The organism is Faecalibacterium sp. An121 (assembly GCF_002160915.1).
Classification (GTDB): Bacteria; Bacillota; Clostridia; order Oscillospirales; family Ruminococcaceae; genus Faecalibacterium; species Faecalibacterium avium.
In genome coordinates, this window is record NZ_NFLM01000018.1 from 1 (window position 1) to 18,168 (window position 18,168).

An 18,168-nucleotide genomic window follows, 5' to 3' on the forward strand; every position below is an offset into this window, starting at 1 on the left:
CCAAAACAGGTTCAAAGGAAGGTCCTTTCCTTTGTGTGCCTATCATAACATACCCCCCCCGGTGTCAAGACCCAATTTCAAATTTTCCCTTTTTTTCTTTATTTTCTTTAGTTTGAAATCTCTAACTTTGGGGCAGGAGGAGTTTGGGGCAAACGAAAAGCGCACGCTTTCGCGTGCGCTTTTCGGCTGGTTCCGGTCAGGTATCCCGGTCAGTCTTTCATGAGGGGCGCGCCGGCGTGCCAGGCCTGATCCAGGTGCTGGCCCATGGCATAGTAACCGTTGCGCATCTGGTCGAATGCAAAGGCGTTCAGCTTGGCGGCATCGATCCTGCCGTCGCTGTCCAGTACCTTTTCGTCCGCCATCACATTGACGATCCGACCCAGCACCCGCAGACCGTAGGGCTGCTGCTGCATCTCCACCACCTGGCACTCCAGCGTCAGGGGGTACTCGGTGATGACCGGCGCATCCACACGCTGGCTCTTGACCGCGTGCAGCCCGCTGCGGGCAAATTTGTCCGGCACCTTGTTGCCCGACACGATGCCCAGGTAGTCAGAGGCCGCCATGGTGTCCACGCCCGGCACAGACAGGGTAAACGCTTTGCGTGTCTCCAGATTTGCCGCCGTCTTATGGCCGCTGTCCAGGTTGAGAGCCACCATGTCCTCGGCGCAGATGCCGCCCCAGGCCATCATCATCACATCCACCGTATCGTCCTCGTTGTAGGTGCCGATCATATAGGTGGGCATGGGGTAGAGATAGGGCCTGACTCCGAAATCTTTCATCATAATTGCAACCTCCTTTTTCCGGCGGATTGACTTTTCCCCGCCGCTTGCACTATAATGATAGCATACATACGCCTAAAAACAAGTACGCACTTTCAGGTGCAATACTAACTGAAAGGAAAGTGTCCCATGGGTCCCTGCTGCATTCAAGACGCCGACCTCGAGCAGACCGGCTTTAGCTACACCATGTCCCTGATCCAGGGCAAATACAAAATGTTCATCCTCTATGCCCTGATGGCATACGGGACGGTGCGGTTCAACCAGCTCAAGAAGTACATCCGCACCATCTCCTACAAGACCCTCAGCGCTACCCTGAAAGAGCTGGAAGCCGACGGCTTGATCCACCGGGAGGAGTATCCCCAGATCCCGCCCAAGGTGGAATACAGCCTGACCGAGCGGGGACGCTCTCTCATCCCCATCCTGGACGCCATGTGCAGCTGGGGCAACCAGAACCGTCTCCCCTGACCCGGACTGAAAACCAAAAGCCTCCGCCTGTCCCTGGGACAAAGCGGAGGCTTTCTGTCTATGTACCGGTCATCTCTCCCGGAAGCGGCTGAGGAACTCGGCCGTCTTGGGATTTTTGGGGTTTTCAAAAATGTCGGCAGGGCTGCCTTCTTCGGCGATGACGCCGTCGGCCATGTACACCACATGGCTGGAGACGTCCCGAGCAAAGGCCATCTCGTGGGTCACCACGATCATGGTCAGGCCGGCAGCCGCCAGCTTGCGCATGACCGCCAGCACTTCGCCCACCATCTGGGGGTCGAGGGCGCTGGTAGGCTCGTCGAACAGCAGCACTTCGGGCTGCATGGACAGGGCGCGGGCAATGGCCACACGCTGCTTCTGCCCGCCCGACAGCTGCCGGGGCCGCGCATGGATGTAGGGCGCCATGCCCACCTTTTCGAGGTTGTCCATGGCGGTGCGGCGGGCGGTCTCCTTGTCCTGGTGCAGCACATACCGCAGCCCGGCGGTGCAGTTTTCCAGCACCGTCATATTATTGAACAGGTTGAAGCTCTGGAACACCATCCCCACCCGGGCCCGGTAGGCCGAAGGGTCGAACTTGCGCTCCATGATATCCTGCCCGTGGAACAGGATCTGCCCCGCAGTGGGGGTCTCCAGCAGGTTGATGCACCGCAGCAGGGTGCTTTTGCCCGAGCCGGACGCGCCGATGACGCAGGTGACGTCCCCGGGGCTGACGGTGAAATCCACGTCCCGCAGCACCACATGGGTGCCAAAGCTCTTGGACAGGTGGCGTACCTGGATGATAGGCTCAGACATGGCTGGCGCCCTCCTTCATATCAAGATTCTGGGAGGCATGGTCGGGCTCCGGGGCGTTGTACATCCCGCTGGTATAGGCCAGGGTGTCGGTGGTGTTCAGGTCGTAGTTCTGAGGCCCGTCCAGCTTTTTCTCCCACATACGCAGCAGCCAGCTGGACAGCAGTGTCATGGTCAGATAGATCAGCATGACGATGGTGGCGCTCTCAAAGTAGGTATACAGGGCGCCCACCACGCTCTTGTGCACAAAGAACAGGTCGGTGATGGAGATGACAGACAGCACCGAGGTATCCTTGATGTTGATGATGAAGTTGTTGCCGATCTGGGGCACGATGTTGCGCAGGGCCTGAGGCATGATGACATGGATCATGGTCTGCCAGTGCCGCATACCGATGGCCATGGCGCCCTCGGTCTGGCCGGGGTCGATGGAGACGATGCCGCCCCGCACCGTCTCAGCCATATAGGCGCCGGTGTTGATGGACACGATCAGGAAGCCTGCGGACCACATTTCCAGATGGACGTTGAAGACGCTCATCATGCCATAATAGATAAAGACGGCCTGGATCATCATGGGGGTACCGCGGAACAGCTCCACATAGCACCGCAGCACCACCCGCAGCAGGCGCAGGGGGATGCGCTTGTACAGGGGGTCCCGCCGGGGGTCGATGGGGATGGTCTGCAGGGTGCCCACCGCAAAGCCGATCAGGCAGCCAAAGAGGGTGCCCACCAAAGCCAGCAGCAGCGTAGTGCCCGCGCCCCGCAGATAGGAGGGGCCGTACTGCTGCAAAATGGAGGCACATTCACGGATAAATGCGTACATGGGGGTGCTCCTTTACGGCAGGTAATGTTACTGCTGGCTCAGCGGCTGGACGCTGATGGCCTCATCCATCATGGCGTTGTAGTCGTCGGTGGTCATGGTGGCCAGCACTTCGTTGATGGCGTCCTTGAGGGCGGTGTTGCCCTGCTTCATGGAGATGCCGATGTTGATCTCCTCCTCGCTGACCTGGAAGTCGTTCTCCCCGCCGCCAAACTCCAGCATCACAAAGTCGGGGTAGGCTTCCAGGGCGGCCTGGCCGGTGGGCCGGTCGGTGACCACGATGTCGCAGGCGCCGCTGTCCAGGGCCACCAGCATGGCCGGGGCGGTCTCCTGGGCGGGCAGGATGTTGGCATCCTGGATCTGAGGCAGGCAGATGTCATACCAGATGGTGCCCAGCTGGCTGGTGCAGGTGGCGCCGGCCAGGTCTGCCACGCTGGCAGCCGAGGCGTAGGGGCTGTCCTTCTTGACCAGGGTCACGATGGATGCATAGTAGTAGGGGTCCGAGAAATCCACCTGCTTGGCCCGCTCGGAAGTGATGGACTGGCCCGCGATGACGCAGTCCACATCCCCGGTCATGACGGCGGGGATCAGGCTGTCCCAGTCCAGCTTGACGATCTGGATATCCTGACCCAGGGCCTCGGCGATCTTCTTGGCCATCATCACATCGTAGCCATAGGCATAATCGCTGGCGCCCCGGATCTGCACCGCGCCGTTGGCGTCGGTGGGCTGGGTCCAGTTGTAAGGCGCGTAGGCGCACTCCATGGCCACCGTCAGGGTGGTGGGGTCGCCGTCCCCGTCGGGGGCGCCGGCGGATGCGCCGGCCGCGCTGGAAGCAGTGGAAGAAACTGCGGAGGAGCTGCCGCCGCAGGCTGCCAGGCTGGCCGCCATCACGGCGGACAAAGCCAGGGCAAGGATCTTGTTCAGTCTCATGTTGGATACTCCTTTTCCCAAAAACCCTTCTATAAGGTAAAAAGCTGCCACAAAAGACCCGGCATCCGTGGGGGATACCGGGTCCAGAGGCTTGCGTTCAAAGCAGCAGTCCGGCGCCGCGTCGCCCGCCGCGCCGCTGCGGCCATGATGCTATTTTATTCATAGGAAGGGGATTTGTCAAGTAGGAGATGCATTCCTGCCCCCTGCCCTCCCCTTTTTCGGTCAGGAACGGGGTTTCCAGCGGCGCATGACCCCCACGCCCAGGGGATAGGGTCCGGTGTGGACGGCGATGGTGGCCCCGATCTGCAGCAGGCCCACTTCACAGCTGCTGTCCGGATACCGGGCCCGCAGGGCGGCGCGCAGCTGCATCCAGAACCGCCTGCCCTCCTCCACATCGTAGCCATAGCCCACAATGATGCGGTAGTCATCGGGGTCGGCGTTGCGCTCGGCCAGATAGCCCAAAAGCTGTTCGATGGCCTTTTCCATGCTCTTTTGGCGGCCCCGGGCCATCCCGCCCGAGAAGATCTCCCCCTCGGCAAAGTGGATCATGGGCTTGACGTTGAGCAGGTTGGCTGCGCGGCCGGTCACCTTGCCGATCCGCCCTCCCTTGATCAGATAGTCCAGGTTGCCCACCGTGAAGAAGATCTGGTTGGTGGGGCGGGTGCCCTCCAGCCAGGTCAGGGTGTCGGCCAGGGTGCAGCCGGCGTCCCGCATGGCGGCGGCATTCTCCACCGTGGCGCCCTCGCTGACGGTGGCCGCGGCGGTGTCCACCACCTCGATGACCGCGTCGGGGTAATCCTCCAGCACCAGCTGGCGGGCGTTGCGGGCACTGCCCACGCCGCCGCTCATCTTGCCGGTAAAGCACAGGCACAAAACCGGCCGGCCCGCTGCCGCCCGGGGCCGAAAGACCTTTTCAAAGTCCTCCAGGGAGGGCAGGCTGGTCTTGGGCAGGACGGCGGGCTGGTCCACCATGAACTGGTAGAAGTCCCGCACCGGCATCTCCTCCCCTTCTTTCAGGTAGGTCTGGCCGTCGGTGGAGACATAGAACGGCACCACCGTCACGTCCAGGCGGACGATCTCCTCCCGGGGCAGGTCGCAGGCGCTGTCAGTAATGATATCGAACATGATGGTCCCCCCATTCTCCCGTCCAGGGTGGGTCGTCTCAGGTGCGGTGGATGCAAGCTTCCCGCTCAGCGCCCACCGAGATATAGGTGATCTTGCAGCCGATGGCTTTTTCCAGATAGAGGATGTAGTCCTGGGCCTGGACGGGCAGATCCTCCCAGCGGCGTGCGCCGGTGATGTCGCAGTGCCAGCCCGGCATCCGCTCCACCACAGGCCGTGCGGTATCCAGCGCCTTGCCCATGGGGAAACGGGTGGTGGTGCTGCCGTCCTCCAGGGTGTAGGCGGTGATCACCGGCACCGTCTCCATGTAGTCCAGCACGTCCAGCAGGGTCAGGGCCACCTCATCGCAGCCCTGGCAGGACACGCCGTAGCGGCTGGCCACCAGATCCACAGGGCCCACCCGGCGGGGACGCCCGGTGGCTGCGCCGTACTCATGGCCGGCCTCCCGCAGCTGGTGCATCTCCTCCTCGGTCATGGCCAGCTCGGCGGCAAAGGGACCGTCCCCCACGCAGGAGGAATAGGCTTTCATGATGCCGATGGACTTGTCCAGCTTGCGGCCCGGGATGCCTGCACCGATGGGGGCGTAGGCGCCGATGACGTTGGAGGAGGTGGTGTAGGGGTAGATGCCGAAATCCACGTCCCGCAGCGCGCCCAGCTGGGCCTCGAACAGGATCTTCTTGCCGGCCTGGTCGGCCTCGTCCAGGTAAGCCCCCGCATCGCAGATATAGTCCTTAAAGATGGCGGCGTACTTTTGCAGCCAGTCCCACATCTCGTCCACGCGGATGGGCTGGGCGCCGTAGCTGCCCTCCATCACCAGGTTTTTGGAGTCCACCATGGTGACCAGGCGCTTGTGCACCGAGTCGTCCAGATGGAGCAGATCCCCCATGCGCAGGGTCTTTTTCATATATTTGTCGCCGTAGACATAGGCGATGCCCCGCTTGGTGGAGCCGAACTGCGCGCCGGTCTTGGACAGGCGGGCCTCCTCCAGGCCGTCCTGCAGGACGTGGTAGGGCATGGTGATGGTGGCGCGGTCGGAGATCTTGAGGTTGGCCGGGGAGATGGCGATGCCCTTCTCCCGCAGGCTGGCGATCTCGCCGTCCAGGTGGTGGGGGTCGATGACCATACCGTTGCCCATGACGCACACCACGTCCGGGCGCAGGATGCCCGAGGGCAGCAGGTTCAGAACGAACTTGCCCCGCTCGTTCTTGACGGTATGGCCGGCGTTGTTGCCGCCCTGGTAGCGCACCACGATGTCATAATCCTGGCTGAGCAGGTCCACCATACGGCCCTTGCCCTCGTCGCCCCAGTTGATCCCTGTGATTGCAGTAAGCATAATCGATGACCTCTTTATTGATCCAAAGAGCAGCCTTTTCCGTGCACCTTGCCCGGGATACGCTGCCCTGAACACATCGCAGCGCAGGCAGTGCCTGCACATACAGTTTTATTGTATCATGCCTGCCGTCGCAAAGCAAGCCGCAGGTTCCACAAAGGCGGGGGTCAGTTTTTGTTTTCCGGGCCCGGGCGGCGGGGCAGATGGTGCAGCGTGCCGTCCGGCTCCTGGATCATGGTGTTCTCCAGCTGGGCCCGGAAGGATCTGCGGATCTCCGCCAGGTATTCCTGCCGCAGCGCCTGCTGTTCGGCCTTTTCCGCCTCGGTCAGCCCCGCGGGGGTCTTGCTCTTGCGGGCCAGCTGGTTGATGCGGGCGATCTTTTCCTGTGTCATGGGGTGTAAGCCTCCTTTGCGCCCGGGGGGCGCTTGTGTTATACTGTTGGTCGAGGTGAGATTGCAATGCCCAATGTACCCAATTATGCCCGGGAGATGGACGCTGTGCTGCGCCGGCTGGACGGCCGGCGGCCCCGGCTCCTTCTCCACGCCTGCTGCGGGCCCTGTTCCAGCGCGGTGCTGGAGCAGCTGTGCCAGCACTTCGAGATCACCATTCTGTACTACAACCCCAACATCTGGCCCGACGCCGAATACCACCGGCGGGAACAGGAGCTGGAGCGGTTCGTGGCGCAGGCCCATCCTCTGGGGGTGACGGTGGTGGAGGACCGCTACGACCCCCGGGAATTCTACGAGGCCGCCCGGGGCCTGGAGGACGAGCCCGAGCGGGGCCGCCGCTGCACCGCCTGTTACAGGCTGCGGATGCGCCGGGCTGCCCAATATGCGGCCCAGCACGGCTTCGACTGGTTCACCACCACCCTGTCCATCAGCCCCCACAAGGACGCCGCCCGGATCAACCAAATCGGGCAGGAGCTGGCCGCCGAATACGGGGTGCCCCACCTGCCCTCCGACTTCAAAAAGAAGAACGGCTACCTGCGCTCCTTGCAGCTGTCAGCCGAATACGGACTGTACCGCCAGGATTACTGCGGCTGCATCTTCAGCGCCCGGCAGTCCCAGGCAGAGCGGGACGCCAGGGTCGGGGAGGATTAGGCGTTTTCTTCCTCGGGCAGGCGGGCCACCAGCACCGCAAACACCAGCATCCCCACACAGGGCACGATGTTGGAGGCCATGCCCGCGGTGAGGCCCGCGTACTCGGCCACCACCCCGATGATCCAGGGCATGACGATGGCGCCCAGGCTGGCCGCCGGCAGCAGGATGGCAATGCTGGTGACGGTGGTCATCCGGCCTGCCGCCGCCACTGCCGTGGGGTTCATCCCCGCCATGGCAAAGGCGAACAGGAACAGCAGCAGGATGGCCGGGGTCTGGCTGCGGGCCAGCATCAGGCCCAGATAGGTGACGATGCACCCGGCGCCCATCCCCACCATGGCCCTGCGCGGGTTTCGGAAGGGGAACACAAAGGCGATCAGCATCCGGGCGATCAGGGTAGCCCCCCACATCACCGTGACGGTGTAGGTGCTGAGGGCCCCGGCGATGATGCCGCTGTCCTTGAAGTAGGTGACCATCCACCCGGTGACGCTGGTCTCAGCGGCGTTCTGGCAGAAGATCAGCCCTACCAGCAGCCAGAACCGGGCGCTGCGCAGAAAGCTCCAGTCGATCCGTCCGCCTCCCTTTTTGCCGCCGGCCTCCTCCATGGGGGTGAGGGCGAACACCGCCCACAGCAGCCCGCCCAGGATGGCCAGCAGCAACAGGGGGGCCTTGTCCCCTGCCCGGGCTGCCGCCGCGATCAGGAAGGGGCACAGCAGCGCCCCGCAGGCATAGCAGCTGTGCATGATGTTCATGCCGCGGGTGCGGTCGGAGCTGCTGTTGCCCACCAGGACCGTGCAGGTGTTGATCACCTGGCCCTTGGCGCAGCCCGCCAGGAAAAAGCCCACCGCCAGCAGGGGCACCGCTCCCGTAAAGCCCATCAGGCCGTAACCCACCAGGTATCCCAGGGACAGGAGCAGGACGCTGGGCTTCATCCCGAGGACGCCGGGCAGCACCCCCGACACAAAGCCCGCCGCCAGGTTGCCCAGGCTCATCAGGGAGAGCAGGGTGCCCGTGACGCCGTAGGCAAAGCCATACTGCTCCTGCAGCAGGCTGACCACCACCCCGCTGGAAATGGCGCAGATGCCGCTGAAGAAAAAGGCCGCAAAGCCTGCGCTGCGCCGCCGGGCCAAAAGCTGTTGCTGGTTCATAACCCTAACCTCACTCAAAAAAGCCCCGCAGGGGCCGGCGCTGCCGGACCACCTGCGGGGCGTTGTGTCGTTGTGCCTTACCCGTTCTTTTTGAGAGGGTAGGTGATGATCTTCTTGGGGCACTTGGCCACGCAGGTGCCGCAGCCGGTGCACTTGGTATAGTCGATGCGGGCCAGGTTGTCGGTGACGTGGATGGCGTCCGCCGGGCAGTTGCGCTGGCACATACCGCAGGCGATGCAGGCGGTGGCGCATTCCTTCATGGCCACCGGGCCGCGGTCGCAGTTGGAGCACATGACCACCGGCTTGTCGGGGCCGGCATCCTGGATCATGATGACATGCTTGGGGCAGACGGCTGCACAGGCGCCGCAGCCGGTGCACTTGTCCTGGTCCACCACCGCCACTCCATTGACCACATGGATGGCGTCGAACTTACAGGCCTTGACGCAGTCGCCCAGGCCCGCACAGGCAAAGGAGCAGTCCTTGGGTCCGCCATACAGCCCGGCCGCAGCCGCGCAGCTCTGGATTCCCTTGTATTCATAGCTGGGCTTGCAGTTGTCCCGGCTGCCCTGGCACTGGACCACCGCCTTTTTGACGGTGGCGGACACCTCGGCGCCCATGATCTTGCCGATGGCGGCGGCAGCTTTGGGGCCGCCGGGGGCGCACCGGTCGCAGGGGACGCCGTCCATCACGATGGCCTTGGCATAGTCGGCGCAGCCTGCGTAGCCGCAGCCGCCGCAGTTGGCGCCGGCCAGACAGCCCGTCACCTGCTCGATGCGGGGGTCCTCCTCCACGGCCATGAACTTGGATGCAGCAACCAGGATCACCGCGCCCAGAGCGCCCACGACGGTACAGAGGACAACAGCCAATACGATACTCATTCCGTTTCCTCCTCCCTTACAGCGTGACGTTGAACAGGTTCTCGACGATGCCGCCAAAGCCCATGAAGGACAGGCTGGTGATCGCCGCCGCGATCAGGGTGATGGGCAGGCCCTTCAGGGGGCCGGGCGCGTCGCACACTTCCACACGCTTGCGCACGCCGCTGAACAGGCACATGGCCAGCATAAAGCCCACGCCGGAGCCCACCGCGCACACCAGCGCCTCGATGAAGGCGGGGACAAAGCCCAGGGTGGCCACATCGGCGCCGTAGTCGTCGATGACCAGGATGGTGACGCCCAGCACGCAGCAGTTGGTGGTGATCAGGGGCAGATAAACGCCCAGGGCGTTATACAGCGACACCACATACTTTTTGAGGAACATCTCGATGAACTGCACCAGCACCGCGATGACCAGGATGAAGACGATGGTCTGCAAATAGCCCAGCCCTGCCGGATCCAGCACAAAGATCTGGATGGGGAAGGTGACCAGGGTCGACATGAACATGACGAAGATGACGGCGCCCGACATACCCAGCGCCGAGTCCAGCTTTTTGGAAACGCCCAGGAACGGGCAGATGCCAAGGAACTTCACCAGCACATAGTTGTTCACCAGGATCATGCTGAAGAAGATGGCCGCAAGTTTGACGATCATTCCTTATCCTCTCCTTCCTGCAAATCCTTGATGGGCTGGCAGCCCACCTTGCGCTCGATGCGGGCATCCAGCTTGTCCTCCACCCAGACGCAAAGGCCCATCAGCAGACCGAAGCAGAGGAAGGCGCCGGGGGCCTGGGTCATGATGCCGATGGTGACAAAGCCCTCGGGCATCACCTGGAAGCCCAGCCAGGTGCCGCTGCCCAGGATCTCGCGGATGGTGGCCATCAGCACCACCGTCAGGGTGTAGCCGATGCCCATGCCCACGCCGTCCAGGGCCGAGTCCACCACGGTGTTCTTGCAGGCGAACATCTCGGCGCGGCCCAGGATGATGCAGTTGACCACGATCAGAGGGATGAACACGCCCAAAGCGTCATACAGGCTCTTGGTGTAAGCCTGCATGACCATCTGGACGATGGTGACGAAGCCCGCGATGATGACGATGTAGCAGGGCAGATGCACCTTTGCGGGGATGACATTGCGCAGCAGCGCGATGATGACGTTGGAACAGATCAAAACGAAGGTGAACGCGACCCCCATGCCGATGGCGTTGGACACCGCAGTGGTGATGGCCAACGTGGAGCAGGTGCCCAGAACCAGCCGGAGGACCGGGTTCTCCTTGATGATGCCATTGGTAAGGATGCTTACCTTGGAGACTTTTTCTTCCTGTGCCATTCTTACCAGCCTCCTTTATGCAAGTTCGTTGTAGCAGTTGATGCAGTCGTTGATGGCCGCAAACAGGGCGTCGGACGAATAGGTGGCGCCGCTGATGCCGTCATAGCCCTGGCCCTTGGCGATGTTGGCGGTGCCGTCCATCCCCTCGAACTGGGTCAGGAAGTCAGCCGCTGCCACACGGTCGCCGATGCCGGCGGTCTGGCTGGAAGCGTCCACATAGATGCCGGTGACGGTGCCGGCGGTGTCAAAGCCCATGATGACGTTCACCAGGCCGCCGTTGTAGCCGGTCTCCCCCGCCTGGACGGCAATGGAACCGTCGGGCGCACGCACGGCGCCGCTGACGCCGGGGGTGGTGTAGTCGGTGATCTCCTCCAGCTCGGTGGCATCCGAGACGGTGGGGATGACCTGGACATAAGCCGCCAGGGTGTCAGCTTTCTGGTTGGCCTCGATGACCGGCGCGGTGACCGAGTTGACCAGGGCCAGCAGCAGGCTGACCACCAGCGAGCTGACCGTCAGCACCAGGATGGGTTTGACGGTGCTCTCCCAATTGGAGTTTGCAGACTTTGCAGCGTTGCTCATTTGGAAGCAGCCTCCTTCCCTGCCTTCTTGGCGGACTTGACGTAGCCATAGGGAGTCTGGCGGGTGGCGTCATTGATGAAGGGCACCCACAGGTTCATGAACAGCAGCGCGAAGGACACGCCCTCGGTGTAGCTGCCCCAGTAGCGGATGGCAAAGGTGACAAGGCCCAGGCAGACGCCGTACAGCAGCTTGCCCTTCAGAGTGAAGGGGCTGGTGACATAGTCGGTGGCCATGAACACCGCGCCGAACAGCAGACCGCCGCTGAGCACCTCCACAAGGCTCTCGTGGAGGCTCTGGGTGGCGATGAGGTAGAACAGGAACATACTGCCCACATAGCTCAGCGGGATGGCGGGGCTGATGGTCCGGGTGACCACCAGGTAGACAAAGCCCAGCAGGATGGCCAGGGCGCAGGTCTCGCCCAGGACGCCGCCGTGGATGCCCATGAACAGGTCGAACAGGTTCAGGCGGGCGGGATCGGCCACCTGCAGGGGGGTGGCGCTGGCCAGCTGGTCCACTGCCGCGTCGGGATAGACCCAGGCGTTCATCTCAGAGGCAAAGCTGACGAACAGCACGATGCGGCCCACCAGGGCGGGGTTGGCAAAGTTCATGCCGATGCCGCCGAACAGCTGCTTGGTGATGAGGATGGCTGCCACACAGCCCACCGCCAGCTGGCCCAGGGGCATCCCCACGGGCACGTTCATGGCCAGGATGATGCCGGTGACCACCGCGGACAGGTCCCCGATGGGGTTGGGCCGCTTGAGCAGCTTGCAGTACAGCCACTCCAGCGCCACGCACACCACCACCGAGAAGGCGGTGACCAGCAGCGCCCGCAGGCCAAAAATGACCGCCGAGGCCACCACCACCGGGCACAGGGCCACGATCACGTTGGCCATCAGGCTGCGGGTGGTCTCATCCGAGCGCACATGGGGGGAGGCCGAAACAATAAGCTTTGTATCCATGGTTACTTATTGCCTCCTTTTTTGATCTCACTGAGATAGTATTCCTTGGCCAGGCTCATCATCTGGGTGCAGGGACGCTTGGCCGGGCAGACGAAGGCGCAGGAGCCGCAGTTGAAGCAGTAATCCACGTGCAGCTTGCCCAGCTCCTCCACATCACGGGCGGCATAGGCGGTGTTGACCTCCACCGGAGCCAGGCCCATGGGGCAGTACTCGATGCAGCGGCCGCAGCGGATGCAGGGCTCGGCTGCGGGCTGGGCGGCGCTGACCTGGCTGAGCAGGATCAGGCCGCCGGTGGTCTTGGTGGTGGGATAGCTCAGATCCTCCACGGCGGGGCCCATCATGGCGCCGCCGGCGATGACCTTGCCCAGGGTGACCTCCGGCTTGAGGCCGGCGGCCTGGATGATATCCTGGTAGGGCGTGCCCACTGGCACGATCAGGTTCTGCGGCTTGGCGCAGGCGTCGCCGTCCACCGTGACGATCCGCTCCACCACCGGCATACCGGTGGCCAGGTATTTGCCCAGCATACTGACCGAGGTCACATTCATGACGATGGCGCCGGCGTCGGCGGGCAGGCCCCCGTGGGGCACTTCCCGGCCCAGGCACTTCTCGATCAGGATCAGTTCGCTGCCGGTGCCGTAGACGCTGGGCAGCGGCTTGACGTCCACATTGGACAGGCCTTCGGTCTTCTGGCACAGCAGGTCGATGCACTCAGGCTTGTTCTTCTCGATGCCGATGATGCACCGGGGAATACCGGTGTACTGCAGCACCGCCTGGATGCCCCGGACGATATCGTCAGAGCTGGTAAGCATCTCCTGGGTGTCGCTGGTCAGCCAGACTTCGCACTCCGACGCATTGATCAGCAGCGTGTCCACCGGGCACTTGGGCTGCAGTTTGACATCGGTGGGGAAGCCTGCGCCTCCCAGGCCCACCAGGCCGCTGGCGCGGACCGCCGCCAGGAAACTGGCCTTGTCGGTGACTTTGGGCGGCTGGACGGCAGGGTCCACCGTCTGCTGGCCGTCGGTCTGGATGACCACTGCATCGCACGCCTTGCCGTTGGCCAGGCGGAAGGGCTCCACTGCGGTGACGGTGCCCGACACGCTGGAGTGGATATTGGCCGAGACGACGCCTGCGGCTTCCCCGATCAGGGTGCCCACACACACCTTGTCGCCCTTTTTGACAACGGCCTTGGCCGGGGCGCCGATATGCTGGCTCATCAGGATGCGCACCTGCGCGGGCAGGGGCATCGGGACAGGCTTGCTTGCAGCGGTCGCTTTGTCATGCGGCGTATGCGCGCCAAGCGCCGCACGTTTCAGCTTGTTCAACATGAACTATACAATCCCCCATTCTGCTTTGGGCCGCAGAGCTGCCTCCTGTGCCGGCAAAAAAGCACTGGGCGCTGCGGCTGCTGCTTGCTGATATATTTTATTGTATCATTTCCCGGATTGAAGTCAACGCCAAATAAGCTAAAAAATGTCCGAAAGTGAAAATTTCATAACGTTAGTATATCCTAATCCATCCATTTTTCGGGGAGATGCGGGTTTGCCAACAGGGCCCGGGTATGCTATACTATATGAATAACAAAGCCATGGCGGGCCGATGTTCTGCCGCCCGCCCCATAAGGAGGTCCAGACATGAAAGTTCTCAAAGCGATGCTCGTTGCCCTCACCGCGGCCGCCCTTGCCGCAACGGCGCTGCTGCTGTTGTGTCAGGCCAAAAATGCGCCGCACTACGTCCGTATTTATGACGCCGGGGACAACTGACAAAAAACGCCGAAAGGGCCCGCCGGGTGCAAGCAAGCGCCCGGCAGGCCCTTTTTTCTATCCGCAGCATCACCGTCCTCTGTGCATCCGCTTTGCCCGGTGCGCCGCTTTGTTTGACGCGGCAGGCGGGTCGAACTAATTTTTCTCCAGGCGCAGCACGGCGGCGGTGATGTCGTCGGGGCGGCCGGAAGCCGCCCGGGCCCGGGCCGTCTCCACCAGGGTGCGGGCCACCGCGTCGGGCGGGTCTTTGGCGGCGGCGGACAGCTCCAGCTGCTTGAGCACCCAGCCGGGACCGTCCACCAAAAGCCCGTCGGACACCAACACCGCCAGATCCCCGGAGCCAAGGCGTGCCATCTGGCTTTGACCGTTCACCTCCCCCAGCACGCCCATGGGCAGGCCGGCCTCCCCCACCGTGCACGCCTTCCCCTCATGTACCAGAAAGCCGGGCGCCGCCCCTGCCTTGTAGATCCGGGCCGTCCCGGTGTACAGGTCCACGCTGAGCAGATCCAGAGTCGCGCCCCCTTCCTCCCGGCTGTCCAGGGCCAGGGCCACGTTCACCAGACGGGCGGTCAGCTCGGCGGTAAAGCCCGCCCGCAGCAGCCGCCCGGTCAGTTCGGCGGCCAGGCTCCCCTCCACCGCCGCCGGGCGTCCCGTGCCCATCCCGTCGCAGAGGATCATCTGGGCGGCGGTGGGGCTGCAGAACTGCTGCACCGCGTCCCCCGACACCTCCCCCCGGGCCGGGGCGGACGCCCACCCGAACAAAGCCCGCAGGGGCGGTTTTTCGGTGAACAGGAGGGTGGTCACCTGCCGGCAGCTGAGTTTTTGGGGCGGATCGAAGCTGCGGCGGCACAGCCGGCCCACCTCCCCCGCCAGAGTGGCCAGTTCCTTTTGGCTGAAGCGGGCCCTGGGCAAAGTGACCGCCGCCCGGGTGCGGCCCAGGCTGTCCAGGGTGACCGAACACTCCACCGGGGACAGCCCCAGCGAGGTGAAGAAATCCGCCACACGCCCCGACTTATAAGGTTCAGGGCTGCCGGGGCTGGCCAGCTGATCCCCCAGCACCCCCAGCGCCTGGGCCACCGCGCTGTACTGCTCGGTGAGGGCGGCACGCATGGCGTCGGTGTGGATGCGGGCCTCCTGCCGGCTCTTGTACAGGGCAAAGGCCCGGGTCATGGCCCCCGACAGGGCCGCCGGATGGATGCACCGGGCCAGCTGCCCCGGCAGGTCCTGCGGGTCAATCTGCTGGTTCTCCTCCAGAATGGGGCGCAAAGCCTCAAACCCCGCCATGGTGACAGCGTACTCCTCCTGCCAGCAGGCGTCCCTGCGGCCGCAGTTGGCGCACAGACTGTCATGGGCGGCGTCGATGACCCAGCGGAATCCCTCCTGGCGGCGGGGCAGTCCCTCCCACACCTGGTTGACCGTGTCCGCCAGGGAGGCCAGGCTCTCGGCGGCGGTGTTCAGCCGGGCCGCCGCGACAGACAGCCGGGGCCGGGCAGCCTCATCCTGCTCCGGCTGGGCGGGCTGTGGCAGCAGCCACCGCCGCGGCAGGGCCAGATACGCCCCGGCGCCCACCGCCAGGGCCCCCAGAAATCCAAAGGCGGTCCCAGGGGGACCCGAGGCCAAAATGCCCGTCAGCGCCCCGCCCCCATACAGGGCCGCGCAGACCAGCCTGTCCCCTTGGGCCAGCAGTCCCAGGGCCGAACCGCAGCACAGGCCCACAGCGGCACAGGCCAGAGCGGCATCGGCACAGCACAGCCCCGCCGCCGCAGACCCCGCCAGGGCCAGCAGGGACTGTGCCCCGCCCCGGCAGGCCAGCACCAGGGTGACCAGCACCCCGGCGGCAAGCCCCAGATTCACCGGGCCCAGGGACAGAGACCCCAGAGCCGCCGCTCCCGTGAAGGCCAGCACCATCTGTCCGGGCCCCGGTCCGGCCGCCGGGAACCGGCGCACCAGATACCCCAGCAGCACCCCCAGTACCGCCTCGGCCCCCGCGAACAGCAGGCCGTCCCCGCCTATGTACATCCGCAGGCAGTAGGCGCTGCCCAGCAGCAGCCCGGCCCCCGCAGCCGCTCCCGCCCAGAAAGACCGGGGCCACAGCCACCGGGCCACCACCGCGCCGCCCACGGCGCACAGCAGGCAGACCGCCCGCACCCCCAGCCCACGAGCCAGCAGGGCCAGTACCGCCCCCGCCCCACAGGCCGCAAAACAATCCTCGGGCAGGCCCAGCGTCAGAGCCAGGCCCAGCGGGGACAGCTGCCCATACAGCGCCGCCCAGCCCCCTGCCAGCCCGGCGGCCAGCCCGTACAGCTGCCGCGCCGTCCGGCGCAGTCCCGCCTTGTGCCACAATGTCTGCCGCTCGCCGGCGGCCCAGCCTGTCATGCTTTTTTCCATGCTTGCGCCCCCTGTTCCTTGTTCTAGGATGATGCCTGTGTGCATATCCTAGCAGGGGGGCCGCGCGCAATTTGCCGCTTTTGGCGGTGTCGGCCCAAAGGCCCAAAAGGTTATAAAAACACCCCCGCACCGTCCAAAAAAGACCGGATACGGGGGCGTGTTTCTTTTTGGGGGGACGCGGTTACTGGGCGGCGGACAGACGTCCGATGGCTTCGCGCAGGCGCTCCACCGTCTTTTCACGGCCCATCATGCAGGCCAGATCCACCCCGCCGCCGGGGGTGCGCTGCTTGCCCGACAGGGCGATGCCCAGCGGGTACAGCAGCCAGCCGTTCTTGTGCTCCATCCGCTCGGCCAGGGCCTTGCAGGCGTCAAACAGGCCGTCCCGGTCGGCGTAATCGGTGCCCTCGTCGCTGAGCAGCAGTTCCAGCGCCTGCAGCGCCTCCAGGGCGGATGCAGGGGTAGTCTTCTGCTTCTTGTTGGTGTAAAGGGACAGATCGTAGTCGGGCAGCCGGTCAAAGAAATCCACCTGCTGGGGGATATCGCTGAGCAGCTCGCAGCGGGGCTGGAGGTTGGCGCACAGCAGATCCCGGTCCACCGGGCAGTGGATGGCCTCGTCCAGCCAGGGGTCTGCCTTCCGGCGGAACTCCTCGGGGGTCAGGCGGCGGATGTACTCCGCGTTGATGGCCCGCAGCTTGAGGGGATCGAAGATGGCCGGGGACTTGGAGATGCCTGCGGGGTCCCAGATCTGCACCAGCTCAGGCAGGGAGTAGATCTCCCGCTCGGCGTACTCCCCTTTGGGGCTCCAGCCCAGCAGGCAGATATAGTTCAGGATGGCCTGGGGCAGGCAGCCCTTGGCGATGAGGTCCTGGTAGCTGGCGTCCCCGTTGCGCTTGGACAGCTTGTGCTGGGCGTCCTTCATCACCGGAGGGCAGTGGATATACTGGGGGATATCCCAGCCGAACGCCTGGTACAGGAGGTTGTATTTGGGGGTGGAGGACAGGTATTCGCTTCCCCGGATCACATGGGTAATGCCCATCAGGTGGTCGTCCACCACGTTGGCAAAGTTGTAGGTGGGCATCCCGTCGCTCTTGATCAGGATCTGGTCATCCATCTCGCTGTTGTTCACCTCGATGTGGCCATAGACCAGATCGTCAAAGGCGGTGACGCCGGTGCGGGGGATCTTCTGCCGGATGACGTAGGGTTCCCCTGCGGCCAGCCGCGCCCTGACCTCCTCGGCGGGCAGGTCGCGGCAGCAGCCGTCGTAATGGGTCATCTCTCCCCTGGCCCGCTGCTCGGCGTGGAGGGCGTCCAGCCGCTGGGGGGTGCAGAAGCAGTAGTAGGCTTTGCCGTCGGCCACCAGCTGTTCGGCATACTGCTTGAACAGGCCCATCCGCTCGCTCTGGACGTAGGGGCCCACCGGGCCGCCGATGTCGGGGCCCTCGTCCCACACAAGGCCGGCCTCCCGGCAGGTATTGTAGATGATGTCCACCGCGCCGTCCACATAGCGCTCCTGGTCGGTGTCCTCGATGCGCAGGATGAAGGTGCCGTCCTCATGCTTGGCGGTCAGGTAGGCATACAGCGCCGTGCGCAGATTGCCCACGTGCATATACCCCGTGGGGGACGGGGCAAAGCGGGTGCGTACTTTCTTTTCCATGAAACCTCTCCTTATCGTCACGTCCCGCGGCCCGGCCGCAAAAAGGACGCTGTGGCAAAATACAGGTATTATATTACCCACTCTGAAGGGAAATGTCAATCGGCATCTAACCGCACCGCCCGGCCCGCCCCA

At 64.1% G+C, this 18,168-nt stretch carries 20 protein-coding genes; 4 read left to right on the forward strand and 16 right to left on the reverse strand.

Annotated features, from left to right (window positions below; translation table 11 throughout):
• The coding region (locus tag B5E66_RS13240; protein ID WP_206393063.1) for a hypothetical protein at window positions 1-223 on the forward strand (223 nt) is incomplete at its 5' end.
• Here B5E66_RS13240 and B5E66_RS09755 read toward each other — a convergent pair.
• Window positions 210-782, reverse strand: coding sequence for a flavin reductase family protein (locus B5E66_RS09755; RefSeq protein WP_087232186.1), 573 nt, complete (start codon window positions 780-782; stop codon window positions 210-212). The genes B5E66_RS13240 and B5E66_RS09755 overlap by 14 nt on opposite strands.
• 126 nt (window positions 783-908) lie before the next feature.
• Here B5E66_RS09755 and B5E66_RS09760 point away from each other — a divergent pair, with 126 nt between their 5' ends.
• On the forward strand, window positions 909-1,244 hold the full coding sequence (locus B5E66_RS09760) for a winged helix-turn-helix transcriptional regulator (RefSeq protein WP_087232189.1): 336 nt from the start codon (window positions 909-911) through the stop codon (window positions 1,242-1,244).
• 69 nt (window positions 1,245-1,313) lie between these two features.
• Here the strand turns inward: B5E66_RS09760 and B5E66_RS09765 are convergent, their stop codons facing one another.
• From B5E66_RS09765 to B5E66_RS09790, 6 genes are all read right to left on the reverse strand, one after another.
• On the reverse strand, window positions 1,314-2,054 hold the full coding sequence (locus B5E66_RS09765; RefSeq protein ID WP_087232192.1) for an amino acid ABC transporter ATP-binding protein: 741 nt from the start codon (window positions 2,052-2,054) through the stop codon (window positions 1,314-1,316).
• A complete protein-coding gene (locus tag B5E66_RS09770) occupies window positions 2,047-2,871 on the reverse strand; it encodes an amino acid ABC transporter permease (protein WP_087232195.1) in 825 nt (274 codons plus the stop codon). The genes B5E66_RS09765 and B5E66_RS09770 overlap by 8 nt, the downstream gene beginning before the upstream one ends.
• Before the next feature lie 27 nt (window positions 2,872-2,898).
• Window positions 2,899-3,798 (reverse strand): transporter substrate-binding domain-containing protein, encoded by a 900-nt coding sequence (locus B5E66_RS09775; protein ID WP_087232199.1) that lies wholly within the window; start codon window positions 3,796-3,798, stop codon window positions 2,899-2,901.
• Window positions 3,799-4,020: 222 nt separating this feature from the next.
• Window positions 4,021-4,923 (reverse strand): DegV family protein, encoded by a 903-nt coding sequence (locus tag B5E66_RS09780; RefSeq protein WP_087232202.1) that lies wholly within the window; start codon window positions 4,921-4,923, stop codon window positions 4,021-4,023.
• A 37-nt stretch (window positions 4,924-4,960) separates the two neighbouring features.
• The gene (locus B5E66_RS09785) at window positions 4,961-6,253 is read right to left on the reverse strand and encodes an adenylosuccinate synthase (RefSeq protein WP_087232205.1); all 1,293 of its coding nucleotides are present in this window, start codon (window positions 6,251-6,253) and stop codon (window positions 4,961-4,963) included.
• 164 nt (window positions 6,254-6,417) lie between these two features.
• Window positions 6,418-6,642 (reverse strand): DUF896 domain-containing protein, encoded by a 225-nt coding sequence (locus tag B5E66_RS09790; protein ID WP_087232208.1) that lies wholly within the window; start codon window positions 6,640-6,642, stop codon window positions 6,418-6,420.
• Window positions 6,643-6,708: 66 nt separating this feature from the next.
• Here B5E66_RS09790 and B5E66_RS09795 point away from each other — a divergent pair, with 66 nt between their 5' ends.
• A complete protein-coding gene (locus tag B5E66_RS09795) occupies window positions 6,709-7,350 on the forward strand; it encodes an epoxyqueuosine reductase QueH (protein WP_087232211.1) in 642 nt (213 codons plus the stop codon).
• Here B5E66_RS09795 and B5E66_RS09800 read toward each other — a convergent pair.
• The 7 genes from B5E66_RS09800 to B5E66_RS09830 form a co-directional block, all read right to left on the reverse strand.
• Window positions 7,347-8,495: an MFS transporter gene (locus B5E66_RS09800; protein WP_087232214.1), complete on the reverse strand. Its 1,149-nt coding sequence runs from the start codon at window positions 8,493-8,495 to the stop codon at window positions 7,347-7,349. The genes B5E66_RS09795 and B5E66_RS09800 overlap by 4 nt on opposite strands.
• A 77-nt stretch (window positions 8,496-8,572) precedes the next feature.
• Window positions 8,573-9,373 carry an RnfABCDGE type electron transport complex subunit B gene (locus B5E66_RS09805; RefSeq protein ID WP_087232217.1) on the reverse strand — a complete coding sequence of 267 codons (801 nt, stop codon included), beginning with the start codon at window positions 9,371-9,373 and terminating at the stop codon, window positions 8,573-8,575.
• A 16-nt stretch (window positions 9,374-9,389) separates the two neighbouring features.
• Window positions 9,390-10,022 (reverse strand): electron transport complex protein RnfA, encoded by a 633-nt coding sequence (locus tag B5E66_RS09810; protein WP_087232220.1) that lies wholly within the window; start codon window positions 10,020-10,022, stop codon window positions 9,390-9,392.
• Window positions 10,019-10,696, reverse strand: a complete 678-nt coding sequence (gene rsxE / locus B5E66_RS09815; protein WP_087232223.1) for an electron transport complex subunit RsxE — start codon at window positions 10,694-10,696, stop codon at window positions 10,019-10,021. Before rsxE ends, B5E66_RS09810 begins: the two co-directional genes overlap by 4 nt.
• A gap of 15 nt (window positions 10,697-10,711) precedes the next feature.
• A complete protein-coding gene (locus tag B5E66_RS09820) occupies window positions 10,712-11,275 on the reverse strand; it encodes an FMN-binding protein (protein ID WP_087232227.1) in 564 nt (187 codons plus the stop codon).
• Entirely contained in the window at window positions 11,272-12,234 is a 963-nt protein-coding gene (locus B5E66_RS09825) for an RnfABCDGE type electron transport complex subunit D (RefSeq protein WP_087232230.1), read from the reverse strand. Before B5E66_RS09825 ends, B5E66_RS09820 begins: the two co-directional genes overlap by 4 nt.
• A gap of 2 nt (window positions 12,235-12,236) precedes the next feature.
• Window positions 12,237-13,559: an RnfABCDGE type electron transport complex subunit C gene (locus B5E66_RS09830; RefSeq protein WP_087232233.1), complete on the reverse strand. Its 1,323-nt coding sequence runs from the start codon at window positions 13,557-13,559 to the stop codon at window positions 12,237-12,239.
• Between the two features lie 306 nt (window positions 13,560-13,865).
• Between B5E66_RS09830 and B5E66_RS13525 the strand changes: the two genes are divergently transcribed.
• Window positions 13,866-13,994: a hypothetical protein gene (locus B5E66_RS13525; protein ID WP_255396640.1), complete on the forward strand. Its 129-nt coding sequence runs from the start codon at window positions 13,866-13,868 to the stop codon at window positions 13,992-13,994.
• Window positions 13,995-14,129: 135 nt separating this feature from the next.
• On the opposite strand, the gene B5E66_RS09835 is transcribed toward B5E66_RS13525, so the two are convergent.
• A complete protein-coding gene (locus B5E66_RS09835; protein ID WP_087232236.1) occupies window positions 14,130-16,382 on the reverse strand; it encodes a PP2C family protein-serine/threonine phosphatase in 2,253 nt (750 codons plus the stop codon).
• Window positions 16,383-16,563: 181 nt separating this feature from the next.
• Window positions 16,564-18,036 (reverse strand): glutamate--tRNA ligase, encoded by a 1,473-nt coding sequence (gltX, locus tag B5E66_RS09840; RefSeq protein ID WP_087232239.1) that lies wholly within the window; start codon window positions 18,034-18,036, stop codon window positions 16,564-16,566.
• Window positions 18,037-18,168: the final 132 nt, after the last annotated feature.

Excerpts from the sequence above, each read along its gene's own strand:
- B5E66_RS13525 (WP_255396640.1), top strand. The coding sequence starts at position 13,866 with ATGAAAGTTCTCAAAGCGATGCTCGTTGCCCTCACCGCGGCCGCCCTT.
- B5E66_RS09790 (WP_087232208.1), bottom strand. The coding sequence starts at position 6,642 with ATGACACAGGAAAAGATCGCCCGCATCAACCAGCTGGCCCGCAAGAGC.
- B5E66_RS09800 (WP_087232214.1), bottom strand. The coding sequence starts at position 8,495 with ATGAACCAGCAACAGCTTTTGGCCCGGCGGCGCAGCGCAGGCTTTGCG.
- B5E66_RS09770 (WP_087232195.1), bottom strand. The coding sequence starts at position 2,871 with ATGTACGCATTTATCCGTGAATGTGCCTCCATTTTGCAGCAGTACGGC.
- B5E66_RS09765 (WP_087232192.1), bottom strand. The coding sequence starts at position 2,054 with ATGTCTGAGCCTATCATCCAGGTACGCCACCTGTCCAAGAGCTTTGGC.
- B5E66_RS09820 (WP_087232227.1), bottom strand. The coding sequence starts at position 11,275 with ATGAGCAACGCTGCAAAGTCTGCAAACTCCAATTGGGAGAGCACCGTC.
- B5E66_RS09775 (WP_087232199.1), bottom strand. The coding sequence starts at position 3,798 with ATGAGACTGAACAAGATCCTTGCCCTGGCTTTGTCCGCCGTGATGGCG.
- B5E66_RS09825 (WP_087232230.1), bottom strand. The coding sequence starts at position 12,234 with ATGGATACAAAGCTTATTGTTTCGGCCTCCCCCCATGTGCGCTCGGAT.
- rsxE (WP_087232223.1), bottom strand. The coding sequence starts at position 10,696 with ATGGCACAGGAAGAAAAAGTCTCCAAGGTAAGCATCCTTACCAATGGC.
- gltX (WP_087232239.1), bottom strand. The coding sequence starts at position 18,036 with ATGGAAAAGAAAGTACGCACCCGCTTTGCCCCGTCCCCCACGGGGTAT.
- B5E66_RS09780 (WP_087232202.1), bottom strand. The coding sequence starts at position 4,923 with ATGTTCGATATCATTACTGACAGCGCCTGCGACCTGCCCCGGGAGGAG.
- B5E66_RS09830 (WP_087232233.1), bottom strand. The coding sequence starts at position 13,559 with ATGTTGAACAAGCTGAAACGTGCGGCGCTTGGCGCGCATACGCCGCAT.
- B5E66_RS09835 (WP_087232236.1), bottom strand. The coding sequence starts at position 16,382 with ATGGAAAAAAGCATGACAGGCTGGGCCGCCGGCGAGCGGCAGACATTG.
- B5E66_RS09785 (WP_087232205.1), bottom strand. The coding sequence starts at position 6,253 with ATGCTTACTGCAATCACAGGGATCAACTGGGGCGACGAGGGCAAGGGC.
- B5E66_RS09805 (WP_087232217.1), bottom strand. The coding sequence starts at position 9,373 with ATGAGTATCGTATTGGCTGTTGTCCTCTGTACCGTCGTGGGCGCTCTG.
- B5E66_RS09810 (WP_087232220.1), bottom strand. The coding sequence starts at position 10,022 with ATGATCGTCAAACTTGCGGCCATCTTCTTCAGCATGATCCTGGTGAAC.
- B5E66_RS09755 (WP_087232186.1), bottom strand. The coding sequence starts at position 782 with ATGATGAAAGATTTCGGAGTCAGGCCCTATCTCTACCCCATGCCCACC.
- B5E66_RS09795 (WP_087232211.1), top strand. The coding sequence starts at position 6,709 with ATGCCCAATGTACCCAATTATGCCCGGGAGATGGACGCTGTGCTGCGC.
- B5E66_RS09760 (WP_087232189.1), top strand. The coding sequence starts at position 909 with ATGGGTCCCTGCTGCATTCAAGACGCCGACCTCGAGCAGACCGGCTTT.